Below are 19,961 nucleotides of genomic sequence, written 5' to 3' on the forward strand. Positions count from 1 at the left end.
ATCGAATCATATTCCGTTTGATTATAAGGCGGCGTCATGGCCCACCCAGGCCGGCTCAGGGGTGGTCCAGCGGTCTGGGCGGCTGCACCTGGCGGACCCGCTCCCGGTGCAGCAGATACAGGCCGGAGGCCACGATGATCGCCGCGCCCAGCCAGGTGACCGAGTCGGGCAGCGCGCCCCAGAACAGCAGATCCCAGCCGATCACCCAGACCAGCCCGGTGTACTCGAGGGGGGCGATCATGGAGGCTTCGCCCAGCTGGAAAGCGCGGGTCAGGGCAACCTGCCCCCCTGCCCCGGCCAGGCCCATGCCGGCGATCAGCGCGGCATGGCCCAGCTGCAGTGGCCGCCAGTCGGGGATCGCCAGCAGACCCGCGCCGACGGCCATGATCACCAGGAACCACACCACCATCGACTGGGGGGTATCGGTGCGGGTCAGCATGCTGACCGTGATCGCGGCCAGTGCGTAGGCGGTCGCAGCCAGCAGGACCATCAGCCCGGGCAGCGAGATGAAGCCGCCGACGCCAGGCCGCAGCACGACCAGCACGCCGACGAGGCCGATGCCGATGGCGATCCAGCGGCGCGGGCCGACCTTCTCCCCGAGCAGGGGCACCGACAGCGCGGCGATCAGCAACGGGGCAACGAAATAGATGGTGTAGGCCGTAGACAGCGGCAGGCTGCGCAGGGCAAACACGAAGCAGCCGATCATCGCCATGCCGAGCACGCCGCGCAACAGGTGCAGGACCCAGCGCTTGGGCACCAGCGAGCGCGGGCCGGCGGTGGCCAGTACCCAGACCAGCACGAACGGCAGCGAGGCCGCGCCGCGCAGGAAGGTGACCTGCAGGGTGGGATAGCTGCTGGCCAGCTGCTTCATGCCGGCATCCATCAGCGAGAAGCAGGCCACGGCCATCAGCATCCAGGCGACGGCGCGGGAGGGGGAGCGTTGGGTGTTCATGGCCCATTATCGCCGCCGGGGACGGGCCGTCCATGGCGGGTTGGTTAGAATGGGGCATTCACCCGTTGGAGTTCTCCCCATGCCCTCTTTTGACGTCGTTTCCGAAGTCGACACCCACGAGCTGACCAATGCGGTCGACCAGGCCAACCGCGAGCTGTCCACGCGCTTCGATTTCAAGGGGGTGGACGCCAAGTACGTGCTGGAAGACAGCGTGATCAGTCAGTCCGCGCCGAGCGATTTCCAGTTGCAGCAGATGACGGACATCCTGCGTCAGCGCCTGACGGCGCGGAAGATCGATGCGGCGTGCCTGGAGTTTGGTGATATCGAATCGAATCTGGCCGGTGCGCGGCAGAAGATCACGGTCAAGCAGGGGATCGAGCAGAAGGTGGCCAAGAAGATCGCGGCGAAGATCAAGGAGGCCAAGTTGAAGGTGGACAGTCAGATCAATGGCGACAAGCTGCGGGTGACGGGCAAGAAGCGCGATGATCTGCAGGATGCGATGGCGCTGTTGCGGAAGGAGACGTTCGAGGTGCCGCTGCAGTTTGATAATTTCCGCGATTGATCTTGGCCGAAGGGCTGTAGCGCAACGCGCTGGTGATTCAGCGAAAAGCGCTGGCGATTTATTGCTGGCGCGCTGCGTCGGGTAGGGCCAGGCCTTGCCCGGACCCGCCGTAAACCCATCCATGGGGGCTCATGTCGCGGCATCCATGCCGCTCATGGTCCGGGCAAGGCCTGGCCCCACCCGCCGCGCCGACAATGCGTCACCGGATAGGCAAGCAAAGCGGTAGTGCCGGCCCGTGGCCGGCAACCTCGTTGCGCAGATCGAAAAGATGCGGCTTCCGGCGTGTGTACCGCCGGGCGCTGGCCGCTACGCGCGAATCAGCTTGTACAGGGTGGTGCGTGAGATGCCGAGCTGGCGTGCGGCGGCGCTGACGTTGCCCTGGTGGGCAGCCACGGTCTCGCGGACGTGCTGTGTGTTCTGCGCGCGCAGTGATGCGTTCGTGGCGTTGGCATGCTGCACATCGAGCTTCACGCTGGCATGCGGTGCGAGTGGTCCGCGCAGGTACTGGACGTGCACGGCGGTGTCGTCGTCCAGGCGGACGCGGTGGGCAGGGCCGCTCTGCAGCAGGCGGCGGCGCTGGTGGGCGCTGGCGCCGGCAAACAGGCGGTCCAGGGTGAGAACGGGCAAGTGGCCGCGACGCGGCAGTCCAAACAGGCGGCGGGCCACGCGGTTGGCGGCGCGCACATGGCCGTCTTCTTCGATGGCCAGCAGGCCCTGCAGCGGCGAGTGCAGCCAGCGGGTGTCGTGTTGTACGGCCAGCAGGTGGCAGGGGCGGTGGTCCTGCATGAGGCGGTTCTCGGCCGACAGCGCGGCCTGGCGGAAGTAGCCGTGCAGCAGCTCTGCATCGCGTTCGCCGGTGCCGGTGATGTCCAGTGCGCCCAGTACTTCGCCATCCAATCCATGCAGCGGGACGCTCAGGCAGAACACCGAGGCGAAGCGGTCCAGGTAGTGCTCGTTGCCGCGCACCAGTGCAGGCGCGTCTTCGGCCAGGCTGCAGGCCGGTGCGGTGGTGCCAATGTCGATTTCGCGCAGGCGGCGGCCGATCTGGATCGGGCGCAGCACCGGCACGTCGGCCAGGCCATGTTCGCGCTGGGCGACGACCAGGCCGTCGGCGTTGACGCAGAACAGGGTCCATTGGCGGCCACCGAAGGCGGCCCAGAGGTGGTCCATGTCCTCGCGCACACAGCGTGCGAGGCGGCGGTCGGCAGGGTCGTCGAGGCGCGTGGCAGCCGCGGCAAGCGGCGCATAGTACGGCTCCTGCCGCGGCTGCACGCCGGCCTGTCGCGAGCGCTCCCAGGAGCGCTGCACCGGCGGGCTGACCACGCTGTCCATCAACGCGCCGCCCTCGGCAAAACGCTGACGGGCGGCGGCCAATACCTGCTGCTGTTCCAGAACCATCGCGGCCATCGGTCGATCTCCACCTCGGACCGACAGCCTACTCCCGCAAAGCTGACTGGTACGTCGTCGCAGGCATGCATGCCAGCGACGGACCGTTTCACCCGCCGATGGTCAGGATCGGCTTGAGGGTGACACCGCGGGTGCTGTCCTCGGCGGCCAGGTTGATCTGGTCCAGCGGGTAGAACTTGACCAGCTTGTCGAACGGGAAGCGGCCCTGCTGATACAGCTGCACCAGCTGCGGAATGAACACCTTGGGCACGCTGTCGCCTTCGACGATGCCGCGGATGCTGCGCCCGCCCAGCAGCAGGTTGTTGACGTCGAACTCGGCCTTGGTGCCCAGCTTCGGCGCGCCGACCACGCCAATCACCCCCAACCCGCCGAGTGCCTCGATGCCCTGCGCGAGCACCTCCGGACGACCGGTGGATTCCAGGGCGAAGTTCGCGCCGCCGCCGGTGATCGCGCGCACTGCTTCAACCACATCGACCTCGCGGCTGTTGATCACGTGCGTGGCGCCCAGTTCCTTGGCCAGCTCCAGGCGCGAAGGCACCACATCGATGGCGATGATGGTCGTCGCACCGGCCACGCGTGCGGCCATCACCGCGCTCAGCCCGACCGCGCCGGCACCGAAGCTGGCGAAGCTGCTGCCGGCGGTCACCTTGAGCGAGTTGATCACCGCACCGGCACCGGTCTGGATGCCGCAGCCAAGCGGGCCAAGCAGCTCGATCGGCGCATCGTCGGGCACCTTGATCGCGTTGTTTTCGCGGCTCAGTGCGTAGGTACCGAAGGAGGACTGCGCGAAGAAGTGATCGTGCAGCGGGTTGCCGTCCGGATCCTGGATCGCGGTGGAGCCGTCCAACGCACCGCCACCGAAGTTCAGGCCGAAGAAATCCTTGCAGTAGGCACCGTGGCCGCCGCTGCAGGGATTGCAGTGACCGCAGGCGCCGTAGGTCAGCACGACATGGTCGCCAACCTTGAGGTCTTTCACGCCCGGGCCGAGCGCTTCGACGATGCCCGCGCCTTCATGGCCGAGCACCGCCGGCAGCGGCACGGGGTAGTACTGGTCACGCACGATCAGGTCGGTATGGCACAGGCCGGTGGCGACCACGCGGACCAGCACTTCATCGTCCTGCGGGCCACGGATGCGCGCCTTCTCGATCGTGAAGGGCTGTTCTTTTTCGCGCACCACGGCCACGGTGATGTCGCGCAGTTCTGCTGTTGCGGTCATGAGAATCTCCTGGATCAGATCGGGTACGCGGGCGCTTCGCCCTTGACGGTCATCCACTGCCACTGGGTGAACTCGTCGATGTTGGACGGGCCACCGATGCTGGTGCCGTTGCCGGAGGCGCCGACGCCACCGAAGGGATTGATCACCTCATCGTTCACGGTCTGGTCGTTGATGTGCAGCAGGCCGGTGCGCAGCCGTTCGCCCAGCTTCAGCGCGCGGCCCACGTTGCTGGACACGATCGCCATCGACAGGCCGTACTCGCTGTCGTTGGCCAGCTCCACCGCCTCGTCATCGGTATCGAACGGCACCACGACCGCGACCGGGGCGAAGATTTCTTCGTGGAAGGCCGGGTTGTCGCGGCTCACATCGCTGAGCACGGTCGGCTCGAAGTACAGATCCTTGTAGCCACCGCCGGTGGCCAGGGTGGCACCGGCGGCCTGCGCCTCGGCGACGATGCGCGCGGCGTGGTCGCGCTGCTGGGCATTGATCAACGGCCCGATCGCCACCTCGCCGTCGGCCGGATTGCCGACCTTGAGCGATTTGGCTTTGGCCACCAGCTTTTCCAGGAAGCGCGCATGGATGCTGCGCTGGACCAGCACGCGGCCGGTGGCCATGCAGATCTGGCCCTGGTGCAGGTAGACGCCCCACGCCGTGTTGGCGATGGCCAGATCCATGTCCGCATCGTCGAGCACGATCAGCGAGTTCTTGCCGCCCAGTTCCAGCGACACTTTCTTCAGGTGTCTGCCCGCCGCTTCACCCACCTTGCGCCCGGCACCGGTGGACCCGGTGAACTGGATCATCGCGATGTTCGGGTCACTGGTCAGCGCCGCACCGGCCGCACCATCGCCCGGCAACACATGGAGCAGGCCAGCAGGCAGACCAGCGAGCTCGAACAGGCGTGCGATCACGAAGCCACCGCACACGGCGGTACGCGGATCGGGCTTGAGCACCACCGCATTGCCCAGCGCCAGTGCCGGGGCCACCGCACGCATGGCCAGATACAGCGGGAAATTGAATGGCGCAATCACACCCACCACGCCGAGCGGTCGGCGGCGCGCCAGATTCAGACGGCCCGGTTCGGACGGCAGTACTTCGCCGATGCTGCGCGAGGGCAGCGCCGCCGCTTCATGCAGCGCCTTGGTGTTCACCTTGGCCTCGAAGCCGGCCTTGAGCTGGGTGGAGCCACTTTCGCGGACCAGCCACTGCACGATCTCGTCGTTGTGTTCTTCGGCCAGCTGCGCGGCACGGCGCAGGACCTGCGCGCGAGTGTCATACGGGGCACTGGCCCAGTCGCGCTGTGCGTTGGCGGCAGTGGCGGCCGCGCGTGCGATCTGCGCGGGGTCGGCCATCGCGATCTCACCGAGCCGCTCGCCGGTGGCGGGTTCGACCACGTCCTGGGTGCCTGCACCCGGGCTCCACTGACCCTCGAACAGCTTGCCGGACCATGTGGCCGTCGGCAGGAATGCGTGTGTTGCCATCACGGAAAACTCCTTGCGTCGTGTACCCGGCCATTGGATACCTGCGGCGGGCCACTGCCTATTGGCCGTTGGCTCGATCACTGCAAGTGATTGCCGGATAAGGGTTTATCAGGATGACGGGTGTCCAGTTAATGGACAGTGGAGCCGATCACCCGCCCGCTTCACCGCCGCGCCGTACAATCAACAGCCCCAGCCAGCGACACCGCCCGCCATGAACGATGCGTCCCTCACTGCCACCCACGACCCCATCGCCGAGACCCGGAAATGGCTGGAGCAGATCGTCATCGGCCTGAACCTGTGCCCGTTCGCCAAAGCGGTGTACGTGAAGGACCAGGTGCGCTTCGTGCTCAGCGATGCGACCACCCCGGAAGCCCTAGTCGAAGAACTGGCCGAAGAGCTGATCCTGCTGCGCGATACGCCGGCCGAACAGATCGACACCACCTTGATCGTGCATCCGGACGTGCTGACCGATTTCCTGGATTACAACGATTTCCTCGACAACGCCGATGCGGCGATCGAAGCACTGGATCTGCAGGGCATCCTGCAGGTGGCCAGCTTCCATCCGCAGTACCAGTTCGCCGGCGCGGCGCCGGATGACGTGAGCAACTACACCAACCGCGCGCCCTACCCGACCCTGCACCTGCTGCGCGAAGACAGCGTCGAGCGTGCGGTCGCCGCGTTCCCGGATCCGGACGTGATCGTGGAGCGCAACATCGACACGCTGGACAAACTCGGCATCGAAGGCTGGACGCGCCTGCTGGGCCGCAACGACATGCCGCCGTGCCACTGACCCCGGCCATTCTCGACTGGCCGGCACAGCCGCTGCGCGATCGCGTGGTGGTGATCACCGGGGGTGCGCAGGGGGTGGGCCGCGGCATCGCGCAGTCGGTGCTGGGCGCTGGCGGAAGCGTGATGATCGCCGACCTGGATGCCGATGCCGGCAAGGCCTGTTTGACCGAATGGGCGCTGCCGGAGCGCGCGGCGTTCCAGCGCGCGGACGTGGCCAGCGAGCGCAGTGTGCAGGCGCTGATGAAGGCGACGCTGAAGCGCTTTGGCCGTATGGATGGCCTGGTCAACAATGCCGGCATCGCCAGTGCCCATGGCATGCCGTTGGCGGAGATGCCGCTGGCTGAGTGGCAACGCCGCCTTTCCAGCCTGCATGGCGCCTTCCTGTGCAGCAAACACGCCCTGCCCGCCCTGCGCGAGCACGCCGGGGCCATCGTCAACATCGCCTCGACGCGTGCATGGCAGTCCGAACCGGACAGTGAAGCCTATGCCGCAGCCAAGGGCGGGCTGGTCGCCTTCACCCATGCACTCGCGTTGAGCGAAGGGCCGGCGGTGCGGGTCAACAGCATCAGCCCCGGCTGGATCACCACCGATGCCTGGCAGGCACCCTCACGCCGGCGCACGCCCAAGCTCTCGCGCCGCGATCAGGCGCAGCATCCGGTCGGCCGGGTTGGCCAGCCGCCGGACATCGGCGCGCTGGCGGTGTTCCTGCTCTCGGACCTGGCCGGTTTCATCACCGGCCAGGACCACATCGTCGACGGCGGCATGACCCGCAAGATGATCTACGCCGAATGAGCCACGTGCCGTCCGATCAGGCTGCCGGGTAGTGTCGGGTCACACCATCCCGTTGTGCCGCAGCAGCGCGTCCACGGTCGGCGCGCGCCCACGGAACGCAGCGAAGTTTTCTGCCGCACTCCGGCTGCCGCCCCGCGAGAGCACTTCATCGCGGAACCGCTGACCGGTCTCGGTCACCTTGTCCGGGGCTTCCTCGAACGCGGCATAGGCATCGGCACTGAGCACTTCGGCCCACTTGTAGCTGTAGTAGCCCGCCGCATAGCCACCGGCAAAAATGTGGCTGAACTGATTGGGGAAGCGATTCCAGGCCGGCGGCCGGTTGACCGCCACCTCATCGCGCACGCGCTCCAGCAGGGCCTGCACGCTGTCCTGGGTCGGGTCGAAATCACTGTGCAGCTGCATGTCGAACAGGGCGAACTCGAGCTGGCGCACGGTGAACATGCCGCTCTGGAAATTGCGTGCGGCCAGCATGCGGTCAAACAGTGCGCGCGGCAGCGGCTCGCCGGTGCTCACGTGCGCGGTCATGGCCTGCACACGGTCCCATTCCCAACAGAAGTTCTCCATGAACTGGCTCGGCAGTTCCACCGCGTCCCACTCCACACCATTGATCCCGGCCACGCCGAGTTCGCCGATGCAGGTCAGCAACTGATGCAGGCCATGTCCCATTTCATGGAACAGGGTGGTCACATCGCTGTGGCTGAAGGTCGCCGGTTGCCCCGCGGCCCCCTTGCCGAAGTTGCAGACCAGGTACACCAGCGGCGTCTGCACACCGGCAGCGGTCTCGCGGCGGTTGCGGCAATCGTCCATCCACGCGCCACCGCGCTTGCCTTCGCGCGCGTACAGGTCGAGATAGAACTGACCCACCAGCGCGCCCTGCGCATCGACCACCCGGAAGAAGCGCACGTCCGGGTGCCACACCGGCGCGCTGTCCGGCTGCACCTCCAGCCCGTAGAGGCTGCGGATCACGCTGAACAGGCCGTCCAACACCTTCGGCTCCGTGAAGTACTGCTTCACGTCCTGCTCGGAATAGCTGTAGCGCGCCTGCTTCAGCTTCTCCGCCGCGAAGGCCAGATCCCATGCCTCCAGCGCGGCCAGACCCAGTTCGTCGCGCGCGAAGGCCTCCAGCTCGGCACGGTCGCGCTGTGCATACGGTTTGGCACGCGCCGCCAGATCGCGCAGGAAACCCAGCACCTGCGGCGCATCTTCGGCCATCTTGGTGGCGATCGAATACTCGGCGTAGTTGGCAAAGCCCAGCAGCGCGGCCAGCTCCGCACGCAGCGCCAGCACGCGATCGATGTTGCCGCTGTTGTCCAGCCCGGCATCGCCGAATTCGGAGGCGCGGACCGCGTTGGCGCGATACAGCGCCTCACGCAGCGGGCGATCTTCGGCGTACGTCTGCACCGGGATATAGCACGGCATCTGCAGGGTCAGCTTCCAGCCGGGCAGGCCATCCTTCGCTGCGGCAGCGCGGGCAGCGGCGATCACATCGTCCGGCAGGCCAGCCAGTTCGGCGCGGTCTTCCACGTGCAGCGACCAGGCATCGGTCGCATCGAGCACATTCTGCGAGAACGTCGCCGAGAGCGCGGACAGTTCCTCGCGGATCGCGCTGTAGCGCGCCTTGCCGGCGTCATCGAGTTCAGCACCGCCCAGGCGGAAATCACGCAGGGCGTTCTCCAGCACCTTGCGGCGTGCCGGATCGTACTGCGCCGCTTCCGGCGCAGCGGCCAGGGCACGGTACTGCTGGTAGAGCGCCAGGTTCTGGCCCAGTGCGCTGCCGAAGCGCGTCACTTTGGGCAGGTTGGCGTTGTAGGCCTCGCGCAGCGCCGGGGTATTCACCACAGCCTGCAGGTGGCCCACCTGCCCCCACGCACGCCACAGGCGCTCAGTGGCATCGTCCAGCGGATCGGCGAAGGTCGCCCAGGTCACCGGGGTGACGGTCTCGGCGGTCGTTACCGCCGCCTCGGCCTCGGCCAGCAGGGCGTCGATCGCCGGGGCGATGTGCTCAGGCTGGATCGCATCGAAACGCGGCAGGCCGGAAAAATCGAGCAGGGGGTTGGTGGGGGTCACAGGCATCTCCAGACAACGGGGCCGCTGCAGCGGCATCACCCCACGATATGGCATTGCCCCCTGCCCCGCACAAGGCCCCGGCGTGCACCGATGGGCCAGGTTCACGCCACACCCGGTGTCCCGCTCAGTACAACGCTTCCAGCGAAACGCAGGGCAGCACCGGCAGGCCCTGCCCCGCCACCGCCGCGGCGAGCTGGGCATCGGCGCCCTCCACGTCGATGCCCTGCTTCGGGTACCACTCGGGGTTGTAGTAGCTGTGCGCGTAGCGCTCGCCGCTGTCGCACAGGATGGTGACGATCGAGCCGCTGCGTCCGGCATCGCGCATCAGTTGCGCGGCCTGCAGCACGCCGATGAAATTGGTGCCGGTGGAGCCACCGACGCGACGGCCCAGCTGGCGGCTGACATGGCGCATCGCGGCCAGGCTCAGCGCATCGGGCACCTTGACCATGGCATCGACGCTGGTCGGAATGAAGCTGGATTCCACCCGCGGCCGGCCGATGCCTTCCACGCGCGAGCCGCCACTGCAGGTCAACTCGCGCCAGGGCTGCCCGGCCAGCGCGGCGCAGTAGCCGTCGTAGAACACCGACACTTCCGGGTCCGCACACAGGATGCGCGTGTCATGCCGGCGGTAGCTCACGTAGCGACCCAGCGTGGCCGCGGTGCCGCCGGTGCCCGGGCTGCACACGATCCACTCGGGCACCGGGTGCGGCTCCTCGGCCATCTGCTTGAAGATCGATTCGGCGATGTTGTTGTTCGCGCGCCAGTCGGTGGCGCGCTCGGCGTAGGTGAACTGGTCCATGAAGTGGCCACCGGTTTCGCGGGCCAACGCTTCGGAATCGCAGTTGAGGTCGCAGGCGCGCTCCACCAGGTGGCAGCGGCCGCCGTGGAACTCGATCGCCGCGATTTTCTCGGGGGACGTGGTGGCCGGCATCACCGCGATGAACGGCAGGCCCAGGAGCCGGGCGAAATACGCCTCGGATACGGCCGTGGAGCCGCTGGACGCTTCGATCACCGGGCGCCCTTCACGCAGCCAGCCGTTGGTCAGCGCGTACAGGAACAGCGACCGGGCCAGACGATGCTTCAGGCTGCCGGTGGGATGGCTGGATTCGTCCTTGAAATACAGGTCGATGCCATCGAACCCCGGCAGGTCCATCGGGATCAGGTGGGTATCGGCCGAACGGTTGAAATCGGCTTCGATCTTGCGGATGGCGGACGCCACCCATTCACGCTGAGACATGATGAACGCTGGTCAGGGAGACACACCATTCTACCCGCCACCCCGCCCGGCCGGGACCGGTAAAATGACGCATCCGCCGCACCGATGCGGCCCTGCCCCCAGGATGCCCCCATGAGCCTCGCCGCCTTCCAGAACCAGCCCGGTGTCGCCGCCCAGCCGCCGGCCGAAACCACCGGCTTCGTGTTCAACCACACCATGCTGCGCGTCAAAGACGCCACCGCTTCGCTGGATTTCTACACCGGCGTGCTCGGCTTCCGCCTGATCGATCTGCGCCACTTCCCCGACGCCGACTTCAGCCTGTACTTCCTGGCCCTGCTGCCGGCCGGCACGCAGATTCCCGACGGTGACGATGCCCGCCGCGTCTGGATGGCCGGAATTCCGGGCGTGCTGGAGCTGACCCACAACCACGGCACCGAAACCCAGGCCGGCGCGGTCTATCACGACGGCAACAGCGATCCGCGCGGCTTCGGCCACATCTGCGTGTCCGTGCCGGACATCCAGGCCGCCTGCAAGCGTTTCGATGCGCTGCAGGTGCCCTACCAGAAGCGCCTGGAAGATGGCCGCATGAAGCACCTGGCCTTCATCAAGGACCCGGACGGCTACTGGGTGGAGATCATCTCCAACACCCCGATCGCCTGATCCCGGCCGCTCCGCGATGCGCCGGCAGGTACCGGCGCGTCGTGGCCGTCATGGCTGGACCTGGAACTCGAAGGCCGCGTGGAACGGCGCCTTCGGTGGCACGAACAGGGTTTTCCCGGCGAACCCCGCATCGACGCAGCGTGCGACCGTTTCGTCGCCTTCGCGCCACGTCCGCACCACCTTGCCCTGCGCATCCAGCTGCAGCACCACTGTGAACGGTGCCAGCGTCTCCGGCGCGGGGGTCGGCATGCACCGCGCGAAACTCGCGCCGCCCACCCGGCTCATGCTGTCCAGCATTTCCGTGTACGCCGCCGGCGCCAAGCTGGCTTCATCACGCTGCGCCAGTGCGCGCACCTGTTCATAGCCGGCGTCGCCTGCGACCGCCTGGGCCATCATCACCATCCACAGCATCGTTCCCTCCTCCGCCTGCGCGTTCATGACGCCAGCGCGCAGCGTAGGTCAGCGCGTGGGCTGGCGGAAGGGCCGCGGCCGACAGGTCCCCGCGCGTGGTCAGCAAGGTCGGGACGGCGACACTGCGTCCAACCGCGTCCAGTGGTATACCTGCGGACCGTCCACCCACCCAACGGAGTCGGTATGGAAACGATGGAACTGCACCGCGGCCGCCTGATCGATCACCTGCAGCTGGTAGTCAAGGATCTCGCCGCCTGCCGCCGCTTCTACCAGGCCGTGTTCGACACGATCGGCATCCCGATTGCCGGTGAAGGCGACACCTATTTCTGGGCCGATGAGCTGTTCATTTCAACGGCGGACAGTGACGCCGCGCTGGGCCAACTCACCGGCCGCCATCATCTCGCCTTCCAGGCCCGCGACCGCGCGACCGTGGACGCCTTCCACCAGGCTGCACTGGCCAACGGCGGCAAGGACAATGGTGCGCCGGGCGAACGCCCTTACCATCCCGGTTACTACGCGGCATTCGCGCTGGATCCGGATGGCAACAACATCGAGGTGGTGTTCCATGGCCCCGCGACGTACAGCGCCGAATCGGTGAAGGTGACCTTCGACGGCTGAGCTGAAATCTGAATTCTTCAGGCATGGGCAGATCCGTCTCACTGGATGAGACCGCCACCCAGTACGGTCGTTCCATGGAGACGATCCGCAAACTGGCGATCCTTGCCGATGCCGCAAAATACGATGCGTCCTGCGCCTCCAGCGGCGCGGGCAAGCGCGATTCGCGCACGTCCGGTGGCATCGGCAGCACCGAGGGCATGGGCATCTGCCACAGCTACACGCCGGATGGCCGGTGTGTGTCGCTGCTGAAAATCCTGCTGACCAACTTCTGCATCTACGATTGCGCGTACTGCGTCAACCGCGTGTCGAGCAACGTGCAGCGGGCCCGCTTCAGCGTGGACGAAGTGGTCGCGCTGACGATGGATTTCTACAAGCGCAACTACATCGAAGGCCTGTTCCTCTCCAGTGGGATCATCCGCAACGCCGACTACACCATGGAGCGGATGGTGGAAGTGGCGCGGGTGCTGCGCGAGGAACACCGGTTCGCCGGGTACATCCACCTCAAGACCATTCCCGAAGCATCACCGGAGCTGCTCGCCGCCGCCGGACGCCATGCTGATCGGTTGTCGATCAACATCGAGCTGCCCACCGAAGCCGGGCTGGCCAGTTTCGCACCGGAGAAGTCACTGCCGTCGATCCGGGGCGCCATGGGTGAGCTGCGCTGGCAGATCGAGGAAGCCAAAGAGGCGCGCAAGTCCGATCCTCCAGACGGAAATACGGTCGCTGCACCGTCACCGTCACCGGCCCCGCGCGGGCGGCGCGCGCGGGCGCCCCGCTTCGCCCCTGCCGGGCAGAGCACCCAGATGATCGTCGGTGCAGACGGTGCCAGCGACAATCAGATCCTCAGCGCGGCCGATAATCTGTACGGTAATTATCGGATGCGCCGCGTCTACTACTCCGCCTTCAGCCCTATTCCCGATGCCAGCAAGGCGCTGCCCCTGCAGGCGCCACCGCTGGCACGCGAGCATCGCCTCTACCAGGCCGACTGGCTGCTGCGCTTCTACGGGTACGGTGTGGAGGAAATCACCGATACCACCCAGGGCGGCATGCTGGACCTGGACATCGACCCGAAGATGGCCTGGGCGATCCGCCACCCCGAGCGCTTCCCGGTCGATCTCAACATCGCCCCCAAGGAACTGCTGCTGCGCGTGCCCGGGCTCGGCGTGCGCAACGTCAAGCGGGTGCTGATGGCGCGACGCCATGGACGCCTGCGCGTGGCCGATGTGGCCCGCCTGCGTGCACCGATGAGCAAGCTGCTGCCGTTCGTGCAGTTGGCCGACCATCATCCGCGGCGTGCACTGGATGACCCGGCGGCGCTGCGGGCGCGGCTGGCGCCACCGCCGCGACAGGGCGCATTGTTCCCCGACGCTGCTGCCCACTGACATGTCACGCTGGAGTGTGCGTGTCGACCCGGCGTGGTCGTTGGATGCATGGCGCGCGGCCGCGCGCCTGGCCTTGCGCCACGCGGTGCCACCGGATCAGCTGGACTGGCTGCAGGATCAGGGGGCGTCATTGCTCGATGCACCGTCGCTGACCGCGCTGGACGACGGCAGCGCAGTACGCGACGAGCCGCAGAGGTATGTCTCCAAAGCGTTTGTCGAGCTGGCCGCCATCTGCCTGTGCCATCGCGATCCGCAACGGATGTCGCTGCTCTACCGCATGCTCTGGCGCATCACCCATGGCGAGCGCAGCCTGCTGTCCAACCCCGCCGATCCCGACGTGCTGCGCGCCATGGCCCTGAGCCAGGCAGTCCGCCGCGACACGCACAAAATGAAAGCGTTCGTCCGCTTCCGCGAAGTGCCCGGTGAGCAGGATGCCTTCATTGCCTGGTTCGAACCGGATCACCCTATCGTGGACCGCGTGGCGCCGTTCTTCGCGCGGCGCTTCGCCGGCATGCGCTGGGCGATCCTGACGCCGTACCGCAGCGTGCACTGGGATGGGCAGGCGCTGTCGTTCGGTCCGGGCGGGCGCCAGAGCGATGCGCCCGTGGAGGATGCGCGCGAGGAACTGTGGCGCACCTACTACGCCAACATCTTCAATCCGGCGCGCCTCAACACGCGGATGATGCAGCAGGAGATGCCGGCCAGATACTGGAAGCACCTGCCGGAGGCGTCGTTGCTGCCACAGCTCGTCCGCGATGCCGGCGACCGGGTGCAGGAGATGCACGACCGTGAAGCACAGGCCCCGCGACGGCGTATCCCCGAGGCCATCGCCTCACCCACGCCAGTATCGGATACCCCACCTGCCACACTCGATGCCCTGCGCGATGCGGCCGCCGCGTGCCGACGCTGCCCACTCTGGGAGCCGGCCACGCAGACCGTGTTCGGCGAAGGCCCGCACGACGCACGGATCATGCTGGTGGGCGAGCAGCCCGGCGACAGCGAGGACCTCAGCGGGCACCCGTTCGTCGGTCCCGCCGGACAGCTGCTGGATCGCGCCCTGCGCGAGCTTGGCATGGATCGCCGCGCGCTCTATCTGACCAACGCGGTCAAACACTTCCGCTTTGAACGGCGCGGCAAGCGTCGCATTCACAGCAAGCCGCAGATCACCCACATCAACGCCTGCCGGCCGTGGCTCATGGGCGAGATCGAGAACGTGCGACCGCAGGTGATCGTCTGCCTGGGGGCGAGTGCAGCCACCGCGGTGTTCGGCGCCGGGTTCAACCTGATGGCGAACCACGGACGCTGGCACTCCCTGGAGGACGGCACCCGCGCATTCGCGACGGTGCATCCGTCGTGGGTGTTGCGGCAGCCGGCAGGTGAGCCACAGCAGGCAGCCTATCGGCTGCTGCTGTCGGACCTTCAGCGGCTGACCGGCCTTGAAGACCGGCGTTGATTCTCCAGCGTGGGGTTGCCGGCCGGCGGCCGGCGTTACCCGTCAGCAGGACACGGGCAGTGTCAGTGCGCCGCCATGTAGATGTCCTGCAGCACCGCTTTTTCCAGCTCCAGCTCGCTGAGCAGATTCTTCACGATATCGCCCAGGCTCAGGATGCCGACCAGCTTGGCGTCTTCGGTCACCATCAGATGGCGGTGACGCGAGTAGGTCATCAGCGCCATCGCCTGCTTGAGCGTCGCGTCCGGCCCGATCCCTTCCAACCCTGCCGACGGGAGCGTGGAAATCACCCGGCGCCCGGCCTGCGGGCCGTCGTCGGCCAGCGTGCGCACGATGTCTTTCTCGGAAATGATACGCACCGGGGCATCGTCTTTCATGACCACAAGGGCAGCGATCTTGTGCGCGCTCATCTTGTGGGCCGCTGCACCGATGGTGTCTTCCACATCGATGGTGACGATCGTTTCTTTCTTGGATTGCAGGAGTTCGCGGACGTTCATTCTTGTTTCCTGGTGCAGGGTACTGAAGTCGAGAGATGCGCCTGATTGCAGCGAGGTCGGTGGCGATGCACCTGCCTCGGTCACTCGATTCTACGACCGCACCCGGGCCCAGGAGTTTGCAAATCTGGGACGGTTCGTCGTGGAACGCGGTGCACGACCCTGAGAATGGCACCGTGAGTAAAACCGTCGCTGAATGCCGCCGCAGACTGAGACTAAAGTTCCGGTGCAGACGGCCGTGTAGAGCCACCCCATGGGTGGCTGCTCTTCGCTCCGGCTCCCGCAGCCACCCATGGGGTGGCTCTACAACCGGGTGATCGCACAAAAAAAGGGTGCCCCCGCAGGGCCACCCTAGATACGAGTCAGCGCCTGGGCGGCGGGCACATCACTCCACTGTCACGCTCTTGGCCAAATTGCGCGGCTTGTCCACGTCTGTCCCGCGGGCCAATGCGGTGTGGTACGCCAGCAGCTGCACCGGGATGGTATGCACCACCGCGCTCAGCGCGCCCACATGCCGCGGCGTGCGGATCACGTGTACGCCATCGGACTCGACGAAATTGCTGTCCTGGTCGGCGAACACGAACAGTTCGCCACCGCGCGCACGCACTTCCTGCATGTTGGATTTGACCTTCTCCAGCAGGCTGTCGTTCGGCGCGATCACCACCACCGGCATGTCCTCATCCACCAGCGCCAGCGGGCCGTGCTTGAGCTCACCGGCCGGGTACGCCTCGGCGTGGATATAGGTGATCTCCTTGAGCTTGAGCGCGCCTTCCAGCGCGATCGGGTAATGCAGGCCACGCCCCAGGAACAGTGCACTGCTCTTGCGTGCGAAGCGCTCGGCCCATGCGGCGATCTGCGGCTCCATGTTGAGCGCGTGCTGCACACTGCCCGGCAGGAAGCGCAGCTGCTCCAGATAGTCCGCTTCCTGCGCGGCATCGATGCGGCCGTGCAGTTTGCCCAGCACCACGGTGAGCTGGAACAGCGCGGCCAGCTGGGTGGTGAAGGCCTTGGTCGAGGCAACGCCGATCTCGGCACCGGCGCGGGTGTAGCAGACCAGTTCGCTGGCACGCGGAATCGCGCTCTCCGGCACGTTGCAGATCGAGAGCGTGTGCAGATGGCCGAGTGACTTGGCGTACTTGAGCGCTTCCATCGTATCCAGCGTTTCGCCGGACTGGGAAATGGTGACGATCAGATGCTTGGGATTGGCGTACGCCGCACGGTAGCGATACTCGCTGGCGATCTCCACGCTGCACGGCAGGCCGGCGATGGATTCAATCCAGTAGCGTGCCGTCAGGCCGGCGTAGTAACTGGTGCCGCAGGCGAGGATCTGCACACCTTCGATACCCGACAACACCGCCTCGGCGTTCTTGCCGAACAGCGTGGCCGGGAAGCCACCGGCATCGATCGCCGCTTCGATGGTGTCACCGAGCGCGCGCGGCTGCTCGTGGATTTCCTTCTGCATGAAGTGGCGGTACGGGCCCAGCTCCAGCGACGCGAGCGAGACATCGGACAGGTGCACATCCCGCACGATCGGCTGGTTGTGCTCGTCGTACACCTGCACGCCGTCGCGGCGGATGTCGGCAGTATCGCCCTCTTCCAGGAAGATCACCGTGCGGGTGGCCTGGATGATCGCCGAGACATCGGAGGCGACGAAGTTCTCGCCCTCGCCCAGGCCGACCAGCAGTGGGCAGCCCATGCGCGCGCAGACGAAGTGGTCCGGCTCTGCACGGCTCATCACCGCCAGCGCGTACGCACCGGTCAACTCCTTGACCGTGCGCTGCAGCGCCGAGAGCAGGCTGTCGCCTTCCTTGAGGTGATGGTGCATCAGGTGCGCGATCACTTCGGTGTCGGTCTGCGACTCGAAGGTGTAGCCCAGCGCGCGCAGTTTCTCGCGCTGCTCTTCATGGTTTTCGATGATGCCGTTGTGGACCAGCGCCACACCGTGGCTGATGTGCGGGTGGGCATTGGCTTCAGTCACGCCACCGTGGGTGGCCCAGCGGGTGTGGCCGATGCCGAGCAGCGACTGGAAGCCTTCGTTCGCCGCCGCCTTCTCCATCTCGGCCACGCGGCCGGTACGGCGTACGCGGCGGACATCGGGCTCGGCCGCGGAGGTGTCGATCACGGCAATGCCGGAGGAATCGTAGCCCCGGTATTCCAGTCGCTTCAGTCCTTCGATGAGTACCGGTACCACGTCGCGATGCGCGATCGCTCCCACAATGCCGCACATAGATTCTTATCCCTGCTGGTTAGCCTCGCATTCTAGCGTGGCGACCCGGGCGGCTTGGGCGCTGTCCGCTTAACGAAAGTGTCCGGTCCGGTGTCCGCGGACACCCGGACACGCCGCATGATTCGCAAGCCCTTGTTTTCAAAGGGTGAAAAGTTGGCACGAAGTCTGCTTTCGTACTTCACAACCCAACCGCGAACGAGCCCGATGATCCGCGACACTTCCGCCCAGGACCAGACCCTTTCCTCGCACGCCGCGCCCGCCCCGTGGAAGCGCTGGCTGTGGCCGGCGGTCGCCGCCCTGGTCGTGCTGCTGGCGATCGGCTTCGCCGCCCGCGCGTGGCTCGGCGCCAGCCGCTCCTTTGACGGCGCCCGTGTCCGCGTCGCAGAGGTCACCCGGGGTGACATGGTCCGCGACATCGCCGCCGACGGCCGCGTGATCGCCGCCAACAATCCGGTGCTGTATGCGATCTCCGCAGGTACGGTGACCCTGAAGGTCGTGGCCGGTGACGTGGTCAAGCAGGGCCAGGAGCTGGCCGTGATCGACAGCCCGGAACTGCGCAGCAAACTGGCCCAGGAACAGGCCACGCTGGCCGGCCTGCAGGCCGAGGCCAGCCGCGCCACCCTGGATGCCACCCTCGCCCGCGCCACTGCCCAGAAAGACACCGACCAGGCCGTGATCGAACGCCAGGCCGCAGTGCGCGATCTGGAGCGCTACAAGCGCGGCTTCGATGGCGGCGCGGTACCGCAGGTCGATGTCGCCAAGGCTGAAGACACGGTCAAGAAGAGCGACATCCAGCTGGAACATGCCCGCAAGGATGCGATGTTGAAAGCACAGGGTGCCGATCTGGACGCGCGCAACAAGCGCCTGCTGGCCGATCGCCAGCGCGCCGTGGTGACCGAAGTCGAACGTCAGGTCGATGCGCTCACCCTGCGTGCCCCGTTCGATGGCCAGGTCGGCCAGGTGCAGGCCACCCAGCACACCAACGTGGTCGCCAATGCACCGATCCTGGGCGTGGTCGATCTGTCCCGCTTCGAGATCGAGATCAAGGTGCCGGAGAGCTTCGCGCGTGAGCTGTCGATCGGCATGCCCGCCCAGCTCACCGGCGGCAGCGGCCAGTTCGCCGGCGAGATCTCCGCCGTGTCTCCGGAAGTGGTCGCTGGCGAGGTCAACGCCCGCATCCGCTTCTCCGAAAAGCAGCCGCAGGGCCTGCGCCAGAGCCAGCGGATGCAGGCACGCGTGCTGCTTGATACCCGTCGCAACGCACTGAAAATCGAGCGTGGCCCGTTCGTTGAACAGGGCAACGGCTACGCCTATGTCATGGACGGCAGCAGTGCCGTCCGCCGCCCGGTCAAGCTCGGTGTGAGCAGCCTGGGCGAAGTTGAAATCCTCTCTGGCCTGCAACCCGGCGATCGTGTCGTGGTGTCCGGCAGCGATCTGTTCGGCGATGCCGAGCGCGTGTCCATCAACTGATTCACTCCCTTTCGATCTTCTCGGCCTTCAAAGGAACACAGCCATGCTTGAAATGCGCTCGGTCGCCAAAGTCTTCCGCACCGAACAGGTGGAAACCCATGCCCTGCGGTCGCTGGACCTGCACGTCCGCGAAGGGGAATTCGTCGCCGTGACCGGTCCGTCCGGTTCGGGCAAGACCACCTTCCTCAACATCGCCGGTCTGCTGGAGACCTTCACCAGCGGCACCTACCTGCTCGATGGCCAGGACGTCAGCCAGCTCGGCGACGACGCGCGCAGCCGGCTGCGCAATCAGAAGATCGGCTTCATCTTCCAGGGCTTCAATCTGATCTCCGACCTCAACCTGTTCGACAACGTCGATGTGCCGCTGCGCTACCGCGGCATGCCGGCGGCAGAGCGCAAGCAGCGCATCGAACATGCGCTGGCCCAGGTGGGCCTGGGCTCGCGCATGAAGCACTACCCGGCCGAACTGTCGGGCGGTCAGCAGCAGCGCGCCGCGATCGCGCGTGCCCTGGCGGGCAGCCCCCGCCTGCTGCTGGCCGATGAACCGACCGGCAACCTGGACAGCCAGATGGCGCGTGGCGTGATGGAACTGCTGGAAGAGATCAACGCCAAGGGCACCACCATCGTGATGGTCACCCATGATCCGGAACTGGCCGCGCGCGCCAAGCGCAACGTGCATATCGTCGATGGCCAGGTCACCGACCTGCTGCGCGATCCGGTGCTTGCCACGCCGCGTCCGTCCGTCGCCGCCGCCATTGCCAACGACTGAG

18 protein-coding genes are annotated in these 19,961 nt (G+C 66.6%); 9 read left to right on the forward strand and 9 right to left on the reverse strand.

Annotated features, from left to right (window positions below; translation table 11 throughout):
• Nucleotides 1–55 precede the first annotated feature (55 nt).
• Nucleotides 56–952, reverse strand: coding sequence for a DMT family transporter (locus tag ABE463_RS17585; RefSeq protein WP_346469034.1), 897 nt, complete (start codon nt 950–952; stop codon nt 56–58).
• Nucleotides 953–1,031: 79 nt separating this feature from the next.
• Between ABE463_RS17585 and ABE463_RS17590 the strand changes: the two genes are divergently transcribed.
• The gene (locus tag ABE463_RS17590; protein ID WP_123730133.1) at nt 1,032–1,514 is read left to right on the forward strand and encodes a YajQ family cyclic di-GMP-binding protein; all 483 of its coding nucleotides are present in this window, start codon (nt 1,032–1,034) and stop codon (nt 1,512–1,514) included.
• A 306-nt stretch (nt 1,515–1,820) separates the two neighbouring features.
• On the opposite strand, the gene ABE463_RS17595 is transcribed toward ABE463_RS17590, so the two are convergent.
• From ABE463_RS17595 to ABE463_RS17605, 3 genes are all read right to left on the reverse strand, one after another.
• Nucleotides 1,821–2,921 (reverse strand): helix-turn-helix domain-containing protein, encoded by a 1,101-nt coding sequence (locus ABE463_RS17595; protein ID WP_346469035.1) that lies wholly within the window; start codon nt 2,919–2,921, stop codon nt 1,821–1,823.
• 88 nt (nt 2,922–3,009) lie between these two features.
• On the reverse strand, nt 3,010–4,137 hold the full coding sequence (locus ABE463_RS17600; protein ID WP_346469036.1) for an NAD(P)-dependent alcohol dehydrogenase: 1,128 nt from the start codon (nt 4,135–4,137) through the stop codon (nt 3,010–3,012).
• A 14-nt stretch (nt 4,138–4,151) separates the two neighbouring features.
• Nucleotides 4,152–5,615, reverse strand: coding sequence for a benzaldehyde dehydrogenase (locus tag ABE463_RS17605; protein WP_259259041.1), 1,464 nt, complete (start codon nt 5,613–5,615; stop codon nt 4,152–4,154).
• A gap of 211 nt (nt 5,616–5,826) precedes the next feature.
• Here ABE463_RS17605 and ABE463_RS17610 point away from each other — a divergent pair, with 211 nt between their 5' ends.
• Together ABE463_RS17610 and ABE463_RS17615 are read left to right on the forward strand one after the other, a co-directional pair.
• On the forward strand, nt 5,827–6,405 hold the full coding sequence (locus ABE463_RS17610) for a DUF1415 domain-containing protein (RefSeq protein ID WP_259259040.1): 579 nt from the start codon (nt 5,827–5,829) through the stop codon (nt 6,403–6,405).
• Entirely contained in the window at nt 6,396–7,196 is an 801-nt protein-coding gene (locus ABE463_RS17615) for an SDR family oxidoreductase (RefSeq protein ID WP_346469037.1), read from the forward strand. Before ABE463_RS17610 ends, ABE463_RS17615 begins: the two co-directional genes overlap by 10 nt.
• Before the next feature lie 39 nt (nt 7,197–7,235).
• Here ABE463_RS17615 and ABE463_RS17620 read toward each other — a convergent pair whose 3' ends face one another.
• Both ABE463_RS17620 and ABE463_RS17625 read right to left on the reverse strand, forming a co-directional pair.
• On the reverse strand, nt 7,236–9,269 hold the full coding sequence (locus tag ABE463_RS17620) for a M3 family metallopeptidase (protein WP_346469038.1): 2,034 nt from the start codon (nt 9,267–9,269) through the stop codon (nt 7,236–7,238).
• Nucleotides 9,270–9,387: 118 nt separating this feature from the next.
• Entirely contained in the window at nt 9,388–10,500 is a 1,113-nt protein-coding gene (locus ABE463_RS17625; protein ID WP_346469039.1) for a PLP-dependent cysteine synthase family protein, read from the reverse strand.
• A gap of 111 nt (nt 10,501–10,611) precedes the next feature.
• On the opposite strand from ABE463_RS17625, the gene gloA reads away from it, so the two are divergent.
• Nucleotides 10,612–11,139, forward strand: coding sequence for a lactoylglutathione lyase (gene gloA / locus ABE463_RS17630; RefSeq protein ID WP_346469040.1), 528 nt, complete (start codon nt 10,612–10,614; stop codon nt 11,137–11,139).
• A 48-nt stretch (nt 11,140–11,187) separates the two neighbouring features.
• Here gloA and ABE463_RS17635 read toward each other — a convergent pair whose 3' ends face one another.
• Complete coding sequence (locus ABE463_RS17635) at nt 11,188–11,550, reverse strand: hypothetical protein (RefSeq protein WP_346469041.1); 363 nt, start codon at nt 11,548–11,550, stop codon at nt 11,188–11,190.
• Between the two features lie 183 nt (nt 11,551–11,733).
• Between ABE463_RS17635 and ABE463_RS17640 the strand changes: the two genes are divergently transcribed.
• From ABE463_RS17640 to ABE463_RS17650, 3 genes are all read left to right on the forward strand, one after another.
• The gene (locus ABE463_RS17640; protein ID WP_346469042.1) at nt 11,734–12,168 is read left to right on the forward strand and encodes a VOC family protein; all 435 of its coding nucleotides are present in this window, start codon (nt 11,734–11,736) and stop codon (nt 12,166–12,168) included.
• Nucleotides 12,169–12,242: 74 nt separating this feature from the next.
• On the forward strand, nt 12,243–13,550 hold the full coding sequence (locus tag ABE463_RS17645; RefSeq protein ID WP_346469053.1) for a putative DNA modification/repair radical SAM protein: 1,308 nt from the start codon (nt 12,243–12,245) through the stop codon (nt 13,548–13,550).
• A 1-nt stretch (nt 13,551) separates the two neighbouring features.
• On the forward strand, nt 13,552–15,003 hold the full coding sequence (locus ABE463_RS17650) for a UdgX family uracil-DNA binding protein (protein WP_346469043.1): 1,452 nt from the start codon (nt 13,552–13,554) through the stop codon (nt 15,001–15,003).
• Nucleotides 15,004–15,065: 62 nt separating this feature from the next.
• On the opposite strand, the gene ABE463_RS17655 is transcribed toward ABE463_RS17650, so the two are convergent.
• Nucleotides 15,066–15,497, reverse strand: a complete 432-nt coding sequence (locus tag ABE463_RS17655) for a CBS domain-containing protein (protein WP_123730120.1) — start codon at nt 15,495–15,497, stop codon at nt 15,066–15,068.
• A gap of 382 nt (nt 15,498–15,879) precedes the next feature.
• Nucleotides 15,880–17,721 carry a glutamine--fructose-6-phosphate transaminase (isomerizing) gene (gene glmS, locus ABE463_RS17660; RefSeq protein WP_346469044.1) on the reverse strand — a complete coding sequence of 614 codons (1,842 nt, stop codon included), beginning with the start codon at nt 17,719–17,721 and terminating at the stop codon, nt 15,880–15,882.
• Between the two features lie 204 nt (nt 17,722–17,925).
• On the opposite strand from glmS, the gene ABE463_RS17665 reads away from it, so the two are divergent.
• Entirely contained in the window at nt 17,926–19,191 is a 1,266-nt protein-coding gene (locus ABE463_RS17665; RefSeq protein WP_346469045.1) for an efflux RND transporter periplasmic adaptor subunit, read from the forward strand.
• 43 nt (nt 19,192–19,234) lie between these two features.
• Nucleotides 19,235–19,960, forward strand: a complete 726-nt coding sequence (locus tag ABE463_RS17670; RefSeq protein ID WP_123730117.1) for an ABC transporter ATP-binding protein — start codon at nt 19,235–19,237, stop codon at nt 19,958–19,960.
• The last annotated feature ends 1 nt before the right edge of the window (nt 19,961 follow it).

The organism is Stenotrophomonas sp. TWI819, assembly GCF_039673075.1.
GTDB lineage: Bacteria > Pseudomonadota > Gammaproteobacteria > Xanthomonadales > Xanthomonadaceae > Stenotrophomonas > Stenotrophomonas rhizophila_B.

Bases quoted from the DNA above. Each gene is read 5' to 3' on its own strand.
- ABE463_RS17585 (WP_346469034.1), bottom strand. From the start codon at position 952: ATGAACACCCAACGCTCCCCCTCCCGCGCCGTCGCCTGGATGCTGATG.
- ABE463_RS17600 (WP_346469036.1), bottom strand. From the start codon at position 4,137: ATGACCGCAACAGCAGAACTGCGCGACATCACCGTGGCCGTGGTGCGC.
- ABE463_RS17595 (WP_346469035.1), bottom strand. From the start codon at position 2,921: ATGGCCGCGATGGTTCTGGAACAGCAGCAGGTATTGGCCGCCGCCCGT.
- ABE463_RS17625 (WP_346469039.1), bottom strand. From the start codon at position 10,500: ATGTCTCAGCGTGAATGGGTGGCGTCCGCCATCCGCAAGATCGAAGCC.
- ABE463_RS17635 (WP_346469041.1), bottom strand. From the start codon at position 11,550: ATGCTGTGGATGGTGATGATGGCCCAGGCGGTCGCAGGCGACGCCGGC.
- gloA (WP_346469040.1), top strand. From the start codon at position 10,612: ATGAGCCTCGCCGCCTTCCAGAACCAGCCCGGTGTCGCCGCCCAGCCG.
- ABE463_RS17655 (WP_123730120.1), bottom strand. From the start codon at position 15,497: ATGAACGTCCGCGAACTCCTGCAATCCAAGAAAGAAACGATCGTCACC.
- ABE463_RS17670 (WP_123730117.1), top strand. From the start codon at position 19,235: ATGCTTGAAATGCGCTCGGTCGCCAAAGTCTTCCGCACCGAACAGGTG.
- ABE463_RS17640 (WP_346469042.1), top strand. From the start codon at position 11,734: ATGGAAACGATGGAACTGCACCGCGGCCGCCTGATCGATCACCTGCAG.
- ABE463_RS17650 (WP_346469043.1), top strand. From the start codon at position 13,552: ATGTCACGCTGGAGTGTGCGTGTCGACCCGGCGTGGTCGTTGGATGCA.
- glmS (WP_346469044.1), bottom strand. From the start codon at position 17,721: ATGTGCGGCATTGTGGGAGCGATCGCGCATCGCGACGTGGTACCGGTA.
- ABE463_RS17610 (WP_259259040.1), top strand. From the start codon at position 5,827: ATGAACGATGCGTCCCTCACTGCCACCCACGACCCCATCGCCGAGACC.
- ABE463_RS17645 (WP_346469053.1), top strand. From the start codon at position 12,243: ATGGAGACGATCCGCAAACTGGCGATCCTTGCCGATGCCGCAAAATAC.
- ABE463_RS17665 (WP_346469045.1), top strand. From the start codon at position 17,926: ATGATCCGCGACACTTCCGCCCAGGACCAGACCCTTTCCTCGCACGCC.
- ABE463_RS17620 (WP_346469038.1), bottom strand. From the start codon at position 9,269: ATGCCTGTGACCCCCACCAACCCCCTGCTCGATTTTTCCGGCCTGCCG.
- ABE463_RS17590 (WP_123730133.1), top strand. From the start codon at position 1,032: ATGCCCTCTTTTGACGTCGTTTCCGAAGTCGACACCCACGAGCTGACC.
- ABE463_RS17605 (WP_259259041.1), bottom strand. From the start codon at position 5,615: ATGGCAACACACGCATTCCTGCCGACGGCCACATGGTCCGGCAAGCTG.